The sequence below is a fragment of the Thermoflexibacter ruber genome, from assembly GCF_900113045.1.
GTDB lineage: Bacteria > Bacteroidota > Bacteroidia > Cytophagales > Thermoflexibacteraceae > Thermoflexibacter > Thermoflexibacter ruber.
Genome location: NZ_FONY01000058.1, coordinates 1 through 16,540, shown reverse-complemented (window position 1 = coordinate 16,540; position 16,540 = coordinate 1). Strand labels below are relative to the sequence as shown.

19 protein-coding genes are annotated in these 16,540 nt (G+C 36.5%); 2 read left to right on the top strand and 17 right to left on the bottom strand.

Annotation, left to right across the window (positions count from 1 at the left end):
• Positions 1 to 227: 227 nt before the first annotated feature.
• The 16 genes from BM141_RS20510 to BM141_RS20430 form a co-directional block, all read right to left on the bottom strand.
• Positions 228 to 461: a toxin-antitoxin system YwqK family antitoxin gene (locus tag BM141_RS20510; RefSeq protein ID WP_091549331.1), complete on the bottom strand. Its 234-nt coding sequence runs from the start codon at positions 459 to 461 to the stop codon at positions 228 to 230.
• A complete protein-coding gene (locus tag BM141_RS20505; RefSeq protein ID WP_221407722.1) occupies positions 458 to 1,387 on the bottom strand; it encodes a helix-turn-helix domain-containing protein in 930 nt (309 codons plus the stop codon). Before BM141_RS20505 ends, BM141_RS20510 begins: the two co-directional genes overlap by 4 nt.
• 353 nt (positions 1,388 to 1,740) lie before the next feature.
• Positions 1,741 to 2,673, bottom strand: a complete 933-nt coding sequence (locus BM141_RS20500; protein WP_221407721.1) for a hypothetical protein — start codon at positions 2,671 to 2,673, stop codon at positions 1,741 to 1,743.
• Between the two features lie 95 nt (positions 2,674 to 2,768).
• On the bottom strand, positions 2,769 to 3,251 hold the full coding sequence (locus BM141_RS20495; protein ID WP_143091032.1) for a hypothetical protein: 483 nt from the start codon (positions 3,249 to 3,251) through the stop codon (positions 2,769 to 2,771).
• Between the two features lie 31 nt (positions 3,252 to 3,282).
• A complete protein-coding gene (locus tag BM141_RS20490) occupies positions 3,283 to 3,804 on the bottom strand; it encodes a hypothetical protein (protein WP_091549329.1) in 522 nt (173 codons plus the stop codon).
• A 1-nt stretch (position 3,805) separates the two neighbouring features.
• A complete protein-coding gene (locus tag BM141_RS20485) occupies positions 3,806 to 4,876 on the bottom strand; it encodes an RHS repeat-associated core domain-containing protein (RefSeq protein WP_143091031.1) in 1,071 nt (356 codons plus the stop codon).
• Between the two features lie 14 nt (positions 4,877 to 4,890).
• Positions 4,891 to 6,279, bottom strand: a complete 1,389-nt coding sequence (locus BM141_RS20480) for a hypothetical protein (RefSeq protein ID WP_091549327.1) — start codon at positions 6,277 to 6,279, stop codon at positions 4,891 to 4,893.
• Positions 6,280 to 6,454: 175 nt separating this feature from the next.
• A complete protein-coding gene (locus tag BM141_RS20475) occupies positions 6,455 to 6,877 on the bottom strand; it encodes a PIN domain-containing protein (protein ID WP_091549326.1) in 423 nt (140 codons plus the stop codon).
• Positions 6,874 to 7,101 carry a hypothetical protein gene (locus tag BM141_RS20470; protein ID WP_091549325.1) on the bottom strand — a complete coding sequence of 76 codons (228 nt, stop codon included), beginning with the start codon at positions 7,099 to 7,101 and terminating at the stop codon, positions 6,874 to 6,876. The genes BM141_RS20475 and BM141_RS20470 overlap by 4 nt, the downstream gene beginning before the upstream one ends.
• Positions 7,102 to 7,338: 237 nt before the next feature.
• Positions 7,339 to 7,830, bottom strand: coding sequence for a hypothetical protein (locus BM141_RS20465; RefSeq protein ID WP_091549324.1), 492 nt, complete (start codon positions 7,828 to 7,830; stop codon positions 7,339 to 7,341).
• Position 7,831: 1 nt separating this feature from the next.
• Positions 7,832 to 9,031, bottom strand: coding sequence for a hypothetical protein (locus BM141_RS20460; RefSeq protein ID WP_091549323.1), 1,200 nt, complete (start codon positions 9,029 to 9,031; stop codon positions 7,832 to 7,834).
• 25 nt (positions 9,032 to 9,056) lie between these two features.
• On the bottom strand, positions 9,057 to 10,142 hold the full coding sequence (locus BM141_RS20455) for a hypothetical protein (protein ID WP_091549332.1): 1,086 nt from the start codon (positions 10,140 to 10,142) through the stop codon (positions 9,057 to 9,059).
• A gap of 296 nt (positions 10,143 to 10,438) precedes the next feature.
• The gene (locus BM141_RS20445; RefSeq protein ID WP_245764130.1) at positions 10,439 to 12,583 is read right to left on the bottom strand and encodes a multicopper oxidase domain-containing protein; all 2,145 of its coding nucleotides are present in this window, start codon (positions 12,581 to 12,583) and stop codon (positions 10,439 to 10,441) included.
• 99 nt (positions 12,584 to 12,682) lie between these two features.
• Positions 12,683 to 13,396, bottom strand: coding sequence for a heavy-metal-associated domain-containing protein (locus BM141_RS20440; RefSeq protein ID WP_091549320.1), 714 nt, complete (start codon positions 13,394 to 13,396; stop codon positions 12,683 to 12,685).
• Positions 13,397 to 13,489: 93 nt separating this feature from the next.
• A complete protein-coding gene (locus tag BM141_RS20435; RefSeq protein WP_091549319.1) occupies positions 13,490 to 14,050 on the bottom strand; it encodes a helix-turn-helix domain-containing protein in 561 nt (186 codons plus the stop codon).
• On the bottom strand, positions 14,051 to 14,893 hold the full coding sequence (locus BM141_RS20430) for a DUF3347 domain-containing protein (protein ID WP_245764129.1): 843 nt from the start codon (positions 14,891 to 14,893) through the stop codon (positions 14,051 to 14,053).
• Positions 14,894 to 14,928: 35 nt separating this feature from the next.
• Here BM141_RS20430 and BM141_RS23695 point away from each other — a divergent pair, with 35 nt between their 5' ends.
• On the top strand, positions 14,929 to 15,054 hold the full coding sequence (locus tag BM141_RS23695) for a hypothetical protein (RefSeq protein ID WP_262509469.1): 126 nt from the start codon (positions 14,929 to 14,931) through the stop codon (positions 15,052 to 15,054).
• Positions 15,055 to 15,370: 316 nt separating this feature from the next.
• Positions 15,371 to 15,742 (top strand): hypothetical protein, encoded by a 372-nt coding sequence (locus BM141_RS23205; RefSeq protein ID WP_177217482.1) that lies wholly within the window; start codon positions 15,371 to 15,373, stop codon positions 15,740 to 15,742.
• Positions 15,743 to 16,280: 538 nt separating this feature from the next.
• Here BM141_RS23205 and BM141_RS20415 read toward each other — a convergent pair.
• Positions 16,281 to 16,540 (bottom strand): dihydrofolate reductase family protein (locus BM141_RS20415; RefSeq protein WP_177217481.1); only part of this gene is annotated, 260 nt, incomplete at its 5' end.

The window sequence follows — 16,540 nt, the reverse complement described above, 5'->3', positions numbered from 1 at the left end:
GAAGCGTAGCGAAGGCACAAGCCCGACAAAGGATGTAATCCTCGTTCCGTTGAGTGGAAGTGCCGAAGCGAAGCGAAGGCATTTCCACTCAACGTTTTGCGGCTTGGCGTAGTGGCGGATTTTTAGCACAAAAGTTCAATCGAAGAACTGCACTTGAACCTACCACAAAACTGTCATACGAAGCACTGAACCCGCCATTACACCAAACCGCTGTTAGCGGGTCGTTGTCATCTTTTCGTTACTTTATATGGTTTTCCTTTGTTGTCATACGTTGTCCATTCGCCAACTGGTTCTCCGTTCTCAAAATGTCCTGAACGTTTAATAGTTCCGTCTATTCTATACCATTCCCAATAACCTTCGGATTTACCGTCTATTATCTTTCCTTTCGACCAAATTGTCTTACCGTTAGCGTGATACTTTATCGTAACACCGTCAATTATTTCTTGCTTTTTCTCTTTCATATTTTGTCGGTGGTTTGTTCTTCAATAATTGAGATGCCTTCTAATTTCGCACCGTTACTTTTCAAAAACGCAAAAGTTAATTTGTCCACTTTGCAGTCTTTAAACTCAACTTTATTGAATTTTCGGTTGTGCTTGAAAAACGTGTTTAAAATTGTCGCATTTACAAACTTAACACCCTTAAATGAGCAATTTTCAAAAGAACAATCTTCAAGGTTGCCACCAAAGGTTATTTCTGTAAAGCCAACATTTTTGAAAGATGTATGTCTTAATTCCGCATTCTCAATTGAGTTCTTTTGAAAGTTTGAGTTAATAAATTCTGCTCCTGATAGATTGGAATTGTCAAAGTTGCAGTTTTTGATTTCACTTTGCTGAATTTCAGCGTCAATCAAACTGGTTTCATTGAAGGTTGATTTTAAAATTTCAGAAGCATAAATTTTTCCGTTTCTAATGTCTGATTGAGAAAAGTCACAATCGGCAATTGCATTTCCTTTTAGCGTCAAACCTGATAGGTCGGACTTAATGAATTTGCAATTTTTAATATTGGATGAACTGAATTTGTCCTTTAGGTCTTTCAAACCTGAAAAATCAGCATCTACCCAATTGCTGTTTGACATATCCCAATTCCAATCAAATCGTCTTTTAGGCTCTTCATTTGATTGCTCGATGGATTGTCCATTTGAAACGACTTCATTCTGTTTTTCATTAGTCACACTTTGAAAAGTGTCTGAAAAGTAGTTTAAGTCCAAGCCGAAAATCTCGGCAAGTCGGTTCAGGGTAGTGATGTCGGGCATTGATTCGCCACGTTCCCATTTTCCGACTGCTTGCGGACTAATTGAAATTTTGTTAGCAAGTTCTGCTTGAGAAAGATTACTTTTCTTTCTTGCTTCGGCAATCTTGTTGCCAATAATTGTTGAGTTGAGCATCATATTTTTAAGTTTTAAATGATGCTGCAAAGTTATTTTGTCTGTGAGCGATACGATTAAAAAGTCCGCTACTTTCAGTTGTATAGTCGCTACATTCAGTTGTTTTCAGGCAACTATTGGTTGTTTTTAAGTCAGGTTGTCTAAATAGTTCTGTTTTCAATCTTTTTTCTCTTAATTGTTAGTCTCTGTTTTGCTCGTGTCGGTCTTTTTACAATGCCCGCTAACGGAAAAATGTTTGCGAAGGGCGGGATTAAATAGCACTTCCCTTGCCCTACGCACAAAGTTTATAGAAAGCACAAAAGCCTAAATTACGCACATTTGCCCGCCTTTTCGCAAACATAATGTTGTATGCCGTTTTACTTTTTGTTCTGCCCCTCTATTAAGTTCTTATTCAGGTACTTATCTTTTTCTGTTCGCAGTTCCATTAACCAATTCAAATACATTTCTTTGGGCATTTGTCGGTAGCCTAAGTCGTGGATTTGCAAATAAAGGTCTTGTACTTCGTTAAAAGTTTGCTTGTTTTGTGTTTTCTCAAAAATTTGTTTCAGGGTTTCTGCTTTCACAATTAGGGCATTTACGCAATTTGGAAAATACTGTAAGGCGGTGTTACAACATTTCAAAATAAAATCGGTGTCCTGTCCGTTGGTTTTGCGTTTGTAACCTTCTGCCAAATCTACTAAACAAAGGGCGATGCTTTCTTGGTCGGTTAGGGCTTTCATATACACACTGTTTTGAATGGCAGACAAATGAATATAGCCCGAAGCCATTAACCACGCATCTATGGGAAAGGCTGCACTTGTGAGTTCTGTATTGTACCAACCTGTTTTTTCTGCTCGGTGTTTGATGTAAATATGGTTGGGGGCAAGTGCTAAATTTGCCGAAACGCCTAACTCCTCGCACAAGATTTTATACAAATAGGGCAAAGAATGACAATTTCCTTTTTTGGTGGCTAAGAGTTTGATAACGAACATTTTAGTCCAATTCTGCTCACCAAAATAGTCCTCAAAATCGTAAGTAAAAGGCAAGTGATAGGCTTTTTCGCCATTGGGCAACAAAATTGTAACGGTATCTGTCATTACTTTAAACACTGCTCCCCACAAAGCAACGGTGGCTTTGTCTTTTTGCGAATAATTTGCAAGTGGGTTTGTTTGGTGAAAGCCTTTGCATAAGGTTATAAGCAAACGAATTTGTTTGTTAAATTGTGTTGTGTCTAATGGGGTATCTGAAAAAGCATTTTCTGTTAAAAATATGGCTTTTTTGAAACTGATTTGTTCTTTACCTGAAAGCATATTTTGCATTGAGGTAAAGGCAAAATTATATAGGTTTGCTTGTGAAAAAGCAAGTTGTGAATGAAAAACAAAAATAAAAACTAAAAAAAACTTTCTTAAAAAATCATTTCTTGCTTGCACCATTGTAGTATTTGGTTTTCTTGCGAAATTTCAAAGAAATACTGATATAGATATTCTCTACTTCTTACTTCTATCAAAACATAGTAATGAGGATTAGCAAAAGTAGCCCTATTAACTTCTATGAAAAAATGTAGTTTTTTTAATTTACTCACTTTATGAGTATTTTTTAAAATAACTTTTTTTAAGTTGTTTGGTAAATTAATTGATAACAATACGGTATTAGTCAAAGTATCTTTGTTTAGTAAAGCACTTTTTATTTTTACATAGATATTCTTATCATTAAAACAAGCAGGGTATAAAAAGAAATCTGAATAGTTGTTAGTTAATATAGAATTGATAATTATCTTTTTGTAGTTTTTAAACTCCGTGTTTAACAAACTATCAACAAAGAATTGCGTAGCAACATCTTCCTTTTTAAGGATAATTTGCCCAAATGAAAAAGTAGCATTAAAAATCAATGCTAAGGTCAATGATTTACTTGACATTTTATTAGTAAGAAATAGTTTTTTTACAGTAACGAGATACTTCATTTGTTTTTAAATCAATTTCAACAAAAAAGTGGTTTTCAAAACTTTTATCAAATACTATTAGTTCAACAAAAACTAAGTTTGTTAAATACATTTCTGCTTGATTGATAGATATGTATTTATTTTTTTTTGTTATTTTTGATTTATCTGACAAGACAAACCTACTATTTTGGCTCAGGTCGCAATTAAACTTTTGGTTTTGTTTCCTAATTTCTGTAATTTTATTTCTGATACTGTTTTTTTCAGCATCAGAAATATTTTGGTATTTTATGTAATAATCTTGAAAACAAGAGGTGTATAAATGCGATGATATTTCAGATGAAATATCTCTTTTTACTGAAAAAGTAATGTTGTTTTCATAGTTCTCTTTAACAATATGAGATACAAAGAAACTAAATGCAATTTTTTCATAGCATAAAGTGTCTTGTCCATATACTGCGAAAGTTTTTGTTATGATTATTATGAAAAATATCAAGGTTTTCATATTAGTTCTTTTTTAATTTTTCCTGCATTTTTTGAAATTTTTGAGTTGTCATCACTTTTCCAGAATTAAAATTTTCGGGTGCTGTTCCTGTCTGCCCATTTACAAATCCTCTACCACCTGTCGTACCAAGCCTAACATTTCCTAATCCCACCCTACCAAGCATTTCGCCAATGTGGTGTTTGGATACACCACCTCCCGACGAAACCGCAGCCATTAATCCGCCATTATTGTGTGAATTGCCCAAGTTATGCCCTACTTCGTGAGAACCTGTGTTATCCGATTTATGGCTTTCTTTTACAAAAGCATTGTCTCCGTCACTTACTCCATTCACCACCTTTCCTGCCTCAGAAGAAGAAAATCTTTTATCTCCATCAGGCAAGGATATATATGAATTACTTTCGTTTGAAAAATCGTGTGTTGCTTTTTCCTCCCCTTTTGAAGTATAAAATTCACCATTAGGTTTGAGAGTTGGTTCACTATCATCAACTTCCGTTGTAATACTAAAATTAACAGTATAAGCAACAGCGTCTTTGCCCTCGCCTATAACATAGGAATACTTTCCACTTTGATTATTCCAAAAACCAACTGCTTGATTTGCACTTTTTTCATCTTTGCTTAATGTGATAAAATGTGCTTTTATGGTAATTGTTTTATTTTCGTGGTCGTAATAAACTCCATAATCCCGCCCATCAGGGTCAACATATAGTATAGGATTGTTGGCTGTAAAAATGTAGGGTGAATGGTTATAATGCCTTTCCGCCAACGGGTCTACCGAAATCCACCTACTACTCACACTCGCATCAGGCATACTATTCGCACTATCTTTTTTGACAAAACCCACAATTTTTCGTGAATTGACATTGATTAGCGTTGTGCCTATCTGCACTACACTGTCCAAATCGTGAAACTCTTGGTATTTGCCATTACTTAACGTCAAAATTTTAATGCCCTTGATGCCTGCTTGCTCAAAAGGGTTGGTGTATTTCACTTGGTTTTTGCCTTGCTGCTCTTGGGCTGTGGCAAAGTTGAGTGAAAGTAAAATAATGAAAATGAATATAATAAACTGTTTCATTGGGTTGTTGAGATTTATTTTTTCCACAAAGACTGTTGAATGTTTTGAAAAGTTTGCTTACTTTTTTCGGTTTCTTTTTGTATGCCTTTGAGCCAATTTTGATACGCCTCTTGGGGCATTTCGGCAAAACCACTGTCGTCCAATTCTTGTTGGGCTTGTTTCACTTTTTGGTAAAGTTCATAAACTTGTGGTACATCACCAAATTGTATGTTGGGAAGTCGTTTTTCTCTGCTCTGTTTTGCCACATAGCCCAGCAAAGCATTGTAATAATTGGCTTTTACCATTAAGGCTGTTATGTTTTGTGGGTGATGTTTCAATGCCAACTTAGCACATTTCAAAGAAAATTCGTTGTAACCGTATTTGTGTTCGTAACCCAAAGCCAAATCCATTAAACAGTGGGCAATAAGTTGTTTTTTACTCAATGTGTCCAAATACACTTTGTTTGCCAATGCCTCTGCCTTGATAAATCCCGATGACAAAGCAAAAGCATCAGTAGTAAAATGTCCGTTGGTGGTTTCATAGTTTTGCAGTCTGCCATTGACCATAAATTTGATAAACGAATGATTAGGCGAATAACTTAACCAAGCCTTAGCCCCCAATTCGTCTGCTAAGAGTAAATACAAAAGTGGCATAGAATGGCACTGCCCCGAATGTTGCAACAAGAGTTTAGATACAAACATTTTGCGGTAGTCTTTCTCCCCTCTGTAATCCTCAAAATCGTATTTGAATGGATAATGCGTGAATACTTGGTTCTCTTTGTGTGGAATTTTGACCTTAAAAGTATCTGCCATAAACTGATAAATTGCCAAATTTTTGGCTAATTGGTTGTTGGGCATTTTGTCTTGTTTCATTTTTAGTGAAATCAAGCCCGCAATATTTCGTAAAGTTTCGTCAAATTCTTGGTAAGGCATCGTGTTTTCGTAGTAGGAATTTTCTACCAAAAACACTGCCCTTTTCAAGTTCAAAGGCTCTTTGCCTGAAAGCATAGATGAAAACTTTTGAAAAGCACTTTCATAAAAGTTTGTTCCTTTTTTGGTTACAGTAGGGAATTTGTAGTTCAGAGAATTGTAAGCCTCTGCAATAGATGAGTATTTTGGATTTTCAAATTCTGCAATATCGTCCAAAACGTCTTGGGGCAAAGTGCCTTGTTGTTGGTGATGTGTGGCTTGGTTTATCAGCCTTTGGTTTTGCAAATGAATTTGTTGCTGTTGCTGCCAAAGCATATTTTGCAAAACATTGTTTTGATTGGGTTGTGAAAAACCATTTTGTTTTTGCGTAGGAAAGGTTACGACATTGCTGTAAGTTCCCAAAGTAGCGGGTTGTGGTTTTTGGAAACTTGGGATTTGCCCGAATAATTGTGTTATTGTACTGAAAATCAAGAGTATCAGTAGTGCTTTTTTCATTGTATTGTTGGGGTTTTAAAATGGCATACAACGGAAAAATGTTTGCGAAGGGCGGGATTAAATAGCACTTCCCTTGCCCTACGCACAAAGTTTATAAAAAGCACAAAAGCTAAAATTACGCACATCAGCCCGCCTTTTCGCAAACATAATGTTGTGCCTTGCCTTTCTTTTTTCGTCAAAGTGTCCGCAAAAAGTCTTCAAAAAGCATTACCTTCCTAAATCCTTGTTTTCGCAAACCTTCGTACAAAGGATTATCTCTTGTCAAAAGTAGCAAATCTAACTGCATTGCTAAGGCTACATAACTAATATCTTTCAAGTCTATTTTTTCAAGTAATCGTTCAGCTTTATCCAAAATAGTCTGCTCCAAAACGTATTGAGGTAGAATAGTAAGTTGGGCAAACACAAAATATGTCCAATCTATAAATTGAATTTCAGACATTTTGGTCTTATCTTTCAAAATATCTTTATACTTTTCTACTTCAATCAGAGCAAACTCGGGTAGGATAAAGTTATTGAAAGTCAAAATAGGTCTATAACCTGCCTTACCACTTATCAGAATACTCATCAGCACATTGGCATCAATAACAAAATCTGTCATTGGGTAATCAAGTATTTATGTTTTTCTTGTTGCCAAGCCAAATGACGTGCTGTTTGCCATTCTTTGTCGTTCTGCAAGTCTATTGTTTTGAGGTCTTCTAAAACATCTTGTGCTGCTGCTTTGAGCAGCATTTTTTTTACAAAGTCTTGCAAGTAATTTTCCACTTGTTTATAACCAAAAGTCTGAACGACACTTTCGTCTAACTGTATCTTAAATTCCACCATTTCTATCAAAATTTAGTTTCTAAAAGAAACAAAGTTTTTTAGGACTTTGTTCTACTCGTTAGTTTTTCTTTTAAGGTAAGGCACAACGGAAAAATGTTTGCGAAGGGCGGGATTAAATAGCACTTTCACTTGCTCTACGCACAAAGTTTTTAGAAAGCACAAAAGCCTAAATTACGCACATTAGCCCGCCTTTTGGCTCCGCCGATTTTCAATTCGCAAACATAATGTTGTGCGGTGCTATTTTATCCGTTTGGGGGGATAGTAACGATAACCATATTCAAAAGGCTCATCATTTTGTTGATACCACCATCCAAATGCTTTTTTTACCGAATAGTCATCAAAAAAAGATATATAATTTCCATCTTTTGGATTAACTTTAATAGAAAATTTATAGTCTTTTCCGATAAATGTTAGTTTAAATTTTGCATCTAAAATATTTCTTTTTTGCATTAATACTTTTTTTGGTTTTAAAAAAGGGCAATTTGCAGGAAATTCTGTACAGCCAATAAAAAGTGTATCAGCATTTGTCCATAATTTTAGTTTTGAATGGGTATCGTCCCATATTGGTTTAATTTTTCCAAGTTCTTTTGTGTGCAAAATAGTTTGATTATTGATGCGTATTTCTAAACTATCTGTAATATTTACAATAGTTATAAACCACTCTTTTTGTTGAGCATAAAGGGTAAAAGTAAATGTGTTAATTACGAAGAATAAAAATAAAATCTTCATTTTAGTATTCAGGTTCAAATGGATTAGTTGTTCCTATTCTTTGCAATCCGTTATTTAACATACCTGCATTGTATCTGCGGTTAATAACCTCTATCTGTCTTGGGGTAAGTACAGGGGCTACCAACGGTAATGAATGTTTATAATCAGACATAATATTTTTTCCACTTGTATATGGATTTCCTGTTTCATAATTGGCAAAATAACTGTTTGGAATAAAATCTTTACCAACCTTTGATTGTGGCATTGTAATATGTGGCAAATACGCTGTATGTCCTGCCTCGTGTGCAAAAATGTATTTGGCTAATAATTGTCCGTTACTTGTAAGCCCTCTTGCATTCCAATTTTTAGATTGGGGGTCTTTTCCTGCCTGCATAGCCTCTCTATTTCCCAAAATACTCTCATTCAAATAAATTGCTTGACTGCCAAAACCTGCTTTGCCTCCACCAATACGGTCTCCTGCTATTACTGTTCCGTTACTCACAATTCTTACAGCGTGGTCTGTTGCACTTAAATCACTTTCAGCGGTTGCCACTTTCAGATACGAATTTTCCATATCAAAACTCCACGAAATGCCCTCGCCTTTGCCTGTAAAAACTTCTGCCAAACCTGCCAACATTTCATTAGCCATTTTATCCAAGTCTTTGATTTCCTTCCCCGTTTCGTTCAAAATCTGCCCTCTGAAAGTAAAAGTGTAGTGATTGGTTTCCTTATTGTGGCTGATAACCCAATCCCTGCCGTCGGGGTCTATGATATTCAAAGGGTTATTGGCTACAAAGTTATAAGGTGTCCAACCTGTGTAATTCTCTGCGTGTGGGTCAACCGACAAGAACCTCGCTATATTGGTGGCACTCATAAAAAACTGCTCAAATACATTCCCTTCTTTGTCTATCAAGGAAATCATACCTGTCCGCATATCTACCACCATTCTTTTTACTTGGCTGTTTTTGTTGCGGTTTGGAATTTCCAAATAATTTAGCCCTGTTCTCTCTGCCTCTGTCATCAGCACCACCGAACTATCACCAAAAATAGCATAAGGGCTTAGGTTTTTACTTTCCATTCTTCTCATTTCTGTGCCTTCCTCGCCAAAATCAAGTACCATTTCAGGCTCTTGTTTTGCTTGGTTGAAATGCTGAAAACCAAAATAAGTTGCTATGCTTACAACCGTTAAAATGCTTAAAATCAAGTAAATTCTGCGTTTCATTGAATTGATATTTTGATGTTTGAATTTAATTTTTGGCTTGGGTTTGACGTTTTTCCTTTTCTATTTCCATTTCCTTTGCCCATTGTGCATACTGTTCTTTCGTAACTTCCCGATGTCCTAACTCGTTGAGTTGGTAATGCGTAGCAAGCCACTCCTCGTGATACTTTTTCATTTTTTCGTTGGGTTTATTGCCGTACTTTTTCTTGTAGGCAAGCCCCAAATTTTTCAACGTGATGTGCTTGTGCAAAATAGCACTTACAGAATTTTTATGGTGCTTGATACTTGCTTCACAACAAAGCAAGCAAAATTCAGTATGTCCGTATTGTTTGGTATATGCCAAAGAAAGTTCAGTCATACAAAAAGCGATGCTTTCTTTCATAGTCAAATCTTTCATATAAATTCCGCTTTGAATAGCCTCTGCACTCATTCCCGAAGAAGAAATCATCCAAGCGTCAGACGAAAAATGTCCGTTGGTCAATTCTACATTTACCCACTTATTCTGCTCGTCAAGGTGCTTGATATACAAGTGATTAGGGGCAAGAGCCAAATAACTTTCCGCCCCGATTTCCTCTGCCAAAATCTTGTAAAGCATTGGCATAGACCTACATTGCCCTGTATGAGTTCGCAATAATTTTGTAACAAATACATTTTGATAGTCCTTTTCGCCATAAAAATCTTCAAAATCGTAAGTGAAAGGCTTATATTGGTTCATAGAATGGGGTTTAGTAAAAAACTCGTAAAGTGCAAAGTTCCCTGCGGTCTTGTACTGTTCCACGCCTTTGGCTTTGATGAAAGTCTTTAAATCTCTGGCTATTCGGGCAATGTCTTGGCAAAAAATATCATAGTCTAAGTCGCCTTTCAAATATGCCCACTCTATCAAAAACGAAGCACGTTTAAAATCCATTGGGATTTTGTCTTCAAGCATTTGGTTGATTTCTTGAAAAGCAAGGTTGTAATACTTGTCTTGGCAATAAATAGTCGTGTCTGACTGAAAAGTCGGTTTGGGTTTTTCTGCTATGGTCGTGGTTACAACTTCCTTGTCTTGATGTTGGGTACAAGAAGCTAAAACTATGAAAATTAGTAAGATAATTTGTAATTTCCGTTGTTTCATTGTTTGACGGTTTTGTTCTTTATAGTATCGCACAACGTTTTTGCGCTTGGCGTTCGTGCGGGCTTTCAAAGCACCAAACTGTCAAACCAGCACTAAAGTTGATTTGAAAAACTGCACTTGAATTTAAGCACGGCACCCCGCATGACGCCAAACGCATGTTGTGCCTTCGTTGTTCTTTTTCGTCAGTTCTGTTGTCGTTCAATTCTGTCAGTGTTGGGAAGCCATACTCTTTGCCAAGTTTTGGTTTGCGGGTTTGCTGGTGCAACTTGGCAATGTGTATGGCTTGTGGGTTGGCTTTAATAATTAAATGTCAGCCCTACTCCAAAGCCCATATCACTGTCGTAATGTGTTCTGAAACCTAAGTTTTTACCAGCGATATAATTCAGTCCAAACATATATTCTCTGTCCGTATTTACCATAAATGCAGCCCTGAACCTTTTTGAAATGGGAATGTCTTCTCGTCTTAATTGTACCCTTACATTTCCATCGTGATACACTTCTGTTTGTAAAATTACAAGCATTGGTAGAGTATAAGCTATCCCTAAACTAAATTGTCTCCGATTGTCTTTGGTGTTTGTCTGTCCGAATAGATTTCTTTTAGGTGTTTCGTGTTTTCTATAACGCCAATCAAATCCAATAAAAGGCATAAGCCATTGGTTTCTGCCTATGTATCGTCCAATGTGGGTTTCTGTTTCGTAACCGTGTCTGTCATTATAACCCAAACGCCATTCTGTGCCAAAACTCCAACGGGTATTTTGCAACATTGTCATTCCGTCATTACCATTTGTAGCAAAGTCATTTTGAAACATAAAATGTAGCTCATTGCTTTCTTTTTGCAACTTTTTGTAAGCCCATTTTTTGTCTGGTAACAATGGATTAGGTGCTTGATTTTCTGTACTGAAAACACGGTTCATTCCTGCCATCATATGGTAAAGTATATGGCAATGAAAAAACCAATCACCTTCTAAATTGGCTTCAAATTCTATAACATTGGTTTCCATTGGCATTATGTCCAACACATTTTTCAATGGTGCATAATCGCCTTGTCCATTTATAACCCTAAAATCGTGTCCGTGCAGGTGCATCGGGTGTCGCATCATTGAGTTATTGTAGAGTGTTATTCTTACAATTTCTCCTTTTTTAATTAGTATTTTATCAGTTTCAGCAAGCACTCGGTTGTCCATACTCCACACATATCGGTTCATATTTCCCGTTAATTCAAACTTTAACTCTCTGATAGGTGCGTCTTTTGGAAAAGTAGTTTTGGTAGGTGATTTTAGCATAGCATAGTTTAAGGTAACAATGTCATTACTTGGCATTGTATGGTTGCTATGGTCTGAATGTTGCGATTTATTTGGCTTATTTTCTCCTGTGATTTCAGGGTACATTACCGTATTCATATCCATTTGTTGTAACGACATATCCATACCCATATCGTTCATTGAGCCGTTCATTTTCATCATATCGTTCATCATCTTCATACCTTCAAAGTATTTCAGTTTAGGCAATGGACTTGCCAACTGTTTAATACCTGAACCTATATAAATTGATGCTGATTTGGTGCGGTCTTCGGGTGTTGCCAAAAATTCATAGGAAGTATTTTCTGCCGGAATGGTAACGATGACATCATACGTTTCTGAAACGCCTATAAGCAGTCTATCCACAATAACAGGCTCAACATCATTGCCGTCATTGGCTACTACGGTCATTTTTCCACCTGCATACGTCAGCCAAAAATAGGAAGATGCTCCACCGTTGGAAACTCGCAACCGCACTTTATCACCCACTTTGAATTGAGAAAGTTGGCTTTCTGATGTTCCATTGATGAGGAATTTGTCGTAATACACATCGCTCACGTCCATTGCCAACATTCGTTTCCATTCGTTGGTCAATTTGGTTTTGAAATGCCCTGCTTTTATGGCTTCCCCATAACTCTGAACCGAGTTTTTCTTTATGGCAAACCAATCATTGGCATTGTGCAACATTCGGTGTACATTGTCAGGATTGTAGTCTGTCCATTCGCTCAAAATAATAGGTACATAAGGCAAATCATCAATGCCCTTTCTGAAAGTAGGGTCATCTTCTTTTTTGAGAAGCACCATTGAACCGTACATTCCTATTTGTTCTTGCAGTCCGCTATGGCTGTGATACCAATGCGTGCCGTTTTGAATAATAGGAAAACGGTAAATGTGGGTGGTGTTTGGTTTAATGGGCATTTGTGTTAAGTACGGAACACCATCTTCTTTATTGGGCAAATACAAGCCGTGCCAATGCAAAGAGGTACTTTCTTTTAGCCTGTTGTGAACGTGAATTTCTGCTGTGTCGCCTTCGGTAAAGGTGAGTGTTGGCATAGGAATTTGCCCATTTACGGCAATGGCTCTTTTTTCTTTTCCTGTAAAAATGACGATAGTGTCTTTTACGAAAAGGTCATATCGCACCACTTTTTGGGCGAATATGTTTGTAGTTACCAATAGTAAAACAACTATTGGCAACAGTTTTTTAAAAATATTCTTTTGATTAACCATTTAATAAATTTCATTTTAAATTAGGTTTAAAAGCATCCAACCACTCATTGCTATCATCAATGCGTCTTCAATAATAGTAACGGTACTCATTGGCAGATTGAATACTGCACCTAAACAGGCACATTGAATTTTCTTCTTGTTCAATACCGATTGTAATACGCCAACAATACTGATGCTCATTACTGTAAATGTTACGCCATTGGTTATGAGTGGATTGAAATTGATTAAAAAAGCAATGCCCAAAGCCAATTCTGTAAAAGCGTAGATATAAGCCCAAGCAGGTAAACGCTTTGCTACTACATCATACATTACATAACTTTCGGCAAAGCCTTTCAAATTGAGCATTTTGAAAAACGAAAACACCAAAAAGAACCCCGCCATAAAATGTCGCATCCACTGCATTACATCAAACCTATCATTGGCAAACTGTACTAATAGCGTTACCAATGAGATATAGAAAAAAATCAACAAGATTGGCTTGTAGGTGGCTAACCAGCCTTTGGTTTGTTCTGCCAACTCACTGTGTTGCTGGGCAGAAATATGATATTTTTCAGCCAAGGCATTTTGCAACCTGTCCAATGGAATGTGTTTATCCATTGTGATAGTGGCTGAATTTTCGTCTTTTGAAACTTCAACACTCACCACATTTTCCACCATCAACAGCGATGATTTTACTTTTGCTTCACAACTTGAACAGGTCATTCCTGTTACTTGATATGTATGTACCATAATCTTAGATTTTAAAGGTTAAAAACTATAGCACAAAGTTCCGAAGTTACTTTCTCATCTTTGTTGTGGTATTTTGGGTTTGATTTGTAACATTTATAAGTCTTCAATTTGCCTTCGTTTTTTGTCTTTCAATTGCTTGTAATGTGATGGCGAAAACCCCGTAACCTTCTTGAACTGATTACTCAGATATGCCACACTGCTGTAATTCATCTGGAAAGCAATCTCACTCAAAGTCAATTCATCATACAAAAGCAACTCTTTTACCCTTTCAATCTTTTGGTTAATAAAGTATTTCTCAATGGTTGTATCTTCTACCTCTGAAAACAAATTGCTCAGAGATGAATATTCTTGTGCCAATTGTTTTGATAGATAATCGGAAAGATTGGTATTGAGTTGAGCGTTTTGTTGATGCACCAGTTCAATTATCAAAGTTTTGATTTTATCAATCAATCGGCTTTTCTTGTCGTCAATCAATTCAAAACCAAAACTTTTGAGGTGTTCTGCAATCTCTTTTTTTTGTTGTGCTGAAATTGGTTCAATAGTTTCTACTTCGCCCAAATCAACTGCAAGTAGTTGAAGTCCGAGTTTTTCCAACTCAGACTTCACTACCAATTTGCAGCGACTACACACCATATTTTTGATGTATAGTTTCATTTATTCTATTGTTTCAATCGTTTTACCACAAGTGAGCATTTTAGAACCATAGTATGGGTTCTTCACCGCATTTTCCTTACTTAACCAATTAGCACCTTTGCCATTGTTTGCCATTGGGCAATGTTGGTAATAAGTAGGCGTTTCTTGTTTGGAAACTTTCAAAAGTTGGTACATATTATCTGACAAAGTGTTGAAATGGTCACGTTGATGCCCCACATCTTTGGTTTCTTCAATGTGTTCGGTATCAAATTTTAAGTCCTTCATTACTTTCATCCAAACTGTATGTTCTTCTTTTGAAAGTTTGTTCATCTGCACGGTATTAAGAGCATTGAGCAAATCTTTTGCATTGGCAGAAGCCAAATTTCCATCAGATTTTACCAAAGCATCTTTTAGTGCGAAGTAGTTATCAAAAACTGATTTGAGTTGATTTACTTCTTGCTTTGTTTCTGATAACTTGTCAGTTGCTCCACTGTGATTGTGCTCAGAATGGTCGTCAATCGTTTCTACTTTTTCCATTTCCGATTTTTTCACACGGTCGTATTGACAACATTCAGGGAGTTTTGCATAAACATCATCAGGTGCAAGAAATTTTTCGCTATCGTAACCCGCCAATGCAATACGCTTTAAAATTTCGTCTTGGTTGGTTTTGCTTGGGTCGTAAGTCAGGGTAGCCATTTTGGTATCTTTGTTCCAATCTACCTGTGCTACTCTCTTTACATTCCCTGCTTTTTCTATGGTCGTTTTACACATACCACAGTTACCGTAAATTTTTACGCTTTCGGTTTTAGCGTTTTTGATTTGAGCGTTACACGCTGTGAACGATAGCAATAGTGTTATTGCCATCAATATTTTTATTGATTTCATCTTTCTAAAATTAAATGTTGAATGGAAAATTGGATTTGAAAGCCAATAATTGCTTTCAATTGGACAGAGCTATGGCTGTCAAGGCAAGAAATCAGCCTATTTTTGGCGGTAGCCAAATAGAAAGGAACCCTGATGAATAAAAGCTGTCTTGGTAATAAAAATTTGGCTTGTTGGGGATTAACTTAATTCCTGAAAATTGGATTAAGAATGGAATTGTAAAATTTGTATGGTTTGTAGGACAATGACAGTTTGGGTTACCACATTTTCCATCACAATCTTTTCCGTGTTTATTGCATTGTCCCTTTTCTGTGTCGCAACAATTTTTCTTATCTTTTTCAGTGTTGGATTTTTTGGTACAGGTATTTTCTGTGTTTTCAGATTTTGAGCCACAAGCATAAGTTTCTGTTGGTGTCAAAAAGAAACCAATCAGGATTAATAATGCTATGTAAATAAATCTTGTCATACTTTTTCAAAACGCAAATTTACAAATTCTTTCTATCAAGCGTTGGCAAAAAACAGCTCTTTTGGTTTTTAGGGTTGGCTTTTGTGTCGGCAAAAACCAAATGTGCTGTTTGTGCGATGGCTTTTTACAATGAGGCACAACGGAACGAGGATTTGCGAAGTTCCAAAAATTCTGAGCGAAGCGAAGAAAATTTTTGGAATTTTGCAAATCCTTTGTTGGGTGACGTGCCGAAGCGTAGCGAAGGCACAAGCCCGACAAAGGATGTAATCCTCGTTCCGTTGAGTGGAAGTGCCGAAGCGAAGCGAAGGCATTTCCACTCAACGTCGAAGCTACCCGCTGTGGTCGGGCGCAAGCCCTTACCATAGCGGGTAGCGAAGTGTTAGCGGAAGATTTTTCTTCATTTTCGCCGCTACCCATTCAAGTTCTTGCGTAAATGCCCCCCCATTTGCGAAGGAACTTGATGCGAAAATAAGAAAAGTTTTGAAAATTAGCTACCCCAAAAAAACACCAATTTTCAAAAGAGAAAAAAGGCTTTTACACAATATTTGTCAGGGCAGATTCGTTTTGAAATTGGAAATTTCTGTCAAGAAATTTTCTCAAATTTTACAAGATATTCATATTTGTAAACAAGTTTCCAATCTGTTATCTTTTCAAAATTTGTACTTTATTTTCAATAAAGCCTATTTCAAAAAAATCTATGCGTAAGCATCTTTAAAAGCCTTTTTTCTGAAATTTTCCGCTAACGGTTGGCGGCTTGCCGCAAGCGGGGCTTTTTAGCACTACCGTTCATTTGGAAAACCGCAGTTCAATTATACGAAAAAACTGTCAACCGAAGTACTGCACCCCCGCTTGCGGCAAACCGCTGTTAGCAGCTGGGCTTCTTGTTGTTCGTCCGCCTTGTTGTTAGTTGTCTGCACGTTTGTAGTGAAGTTGAGTTAGTCCGGTATCAAATGTTTTTACGTTTACAAGTTTCAGTTTTTGTTCAGGTCTATTGTCTTTAAAAAGTCTTGTTCCGTTACCAACTAATATTGGAATTACCGAAATTATTATCTCGTCCAATAAGTCATTTTTTAAAAGTTCGTTTACTATTTCTGCTCCACCGTCACAAAAAACATTTTTACCGTTTTCACCTTTTAATTTTCTCACTAATTCGGTCAAATCGC

Bases quoted from the DNA above. Each gene is read 5' to 3' on its own strand.
- BM141_RS20510 (WP_091549331.1), bottom strand. From the start codon at position 461: ATGAAAGAGAAAAAGCAAGAAATAATTGACGGTGTTACGATAAAGTAT.
- BM141_RS20505 (WP_221407722.1), bottom strand. From the start codon at position 1,387: ATGATGCTCAACTCAACAATTATTGGCAACAAGATTGCCGAAGCAAGA.
- BM141_RS20500 (WP_221407721.1), bottom strand. From the start codon at position 2,673: ATGCTTTCAGGTAAAGAACAAATCAGTTTCAAAAAAGCCATATTTTTA.
- BM141_RS20490 (WP_091549329.1), bottom strand. From the start codon at position 3,804: ATGAAAACCTTGATATTTTTCATAATAATCATAACAAAAACTTTCGCA.
- BM141_RS20485 (WP_143091031.1), bottom strand. From the start codon at position 4,876: ATGAAACAGTTTATTATATTCATTTTCATTATTTTACTTTCACTCAAC.
- BM141_RS20480 (WP_091549327.1), bottom strand. From the start codon at position 6,279: ATGAAAAAAGCACTACTGATACTCTTGATTTTCAGTACAATAACACAA.
- BM141_RS20475 (WP_091549326.1), bottom strand. From the start codon at position 6,877: ATGACAGATTTTGTTATTGATGCCAATGTGCTGATGAGTATTCTGATA.
- BM141_RS20470 (WP_091549325.1), bottom strand. From the start codon at position 7,101: ATGGTGGAATTTAAGATACAGTTAGACGAAAGTGTCGTTCAGACTTTT.
- BM141_RS20465 (WP_091549324.1), bottom strand. From the start codon at position 7,830: ATGAAGATTTTATTTTTATTCTTCGTAATTAACACATTTACTTTTACC.
- BM141_RS20460 (WP_091549323.1), bottom strand. From the start codon at position 9,031: ATGAAACGCAGAATTTACTTGATTTTAAGCATTTTAACGGTTGTAAGC.
- BM141_RS20455 (WP_091549332.1), bottom strand. From the start codon at position 10,142: ATGAAACAACGGAAATTACAAATTATCTTACTAATTTTCATAGTTTTA.
- BM141_RS20440 (WP_091549320.1), bottom strand. From the start codon at position 13,396: ATGGTACATACATATCAAGTAACAGGAATGACCTGTTCAAGTTGTGAA.
- BM141_RS20435 (WP_091549319.1), bottom strand. From the start codon at position 14,050: ATGAAACTATACATCAAAAATATGGTGTGTAGTCGCTGCAAATTGGTA.
- BM141_RS20430 (WP_245764129.1), bottom strand. From the start codon at position 14,893: ATGGCAATAACACTATTGCTATCGTTCACAGCGTGTAACGCTCAAATC.
- BM141_RS23695 (WP_262509469.1), top strand. From the start codon at position 14,929: ATGTTGAATGGAAAATTGGATTTGAAAGCCAATAATTGCTTTCAATTG.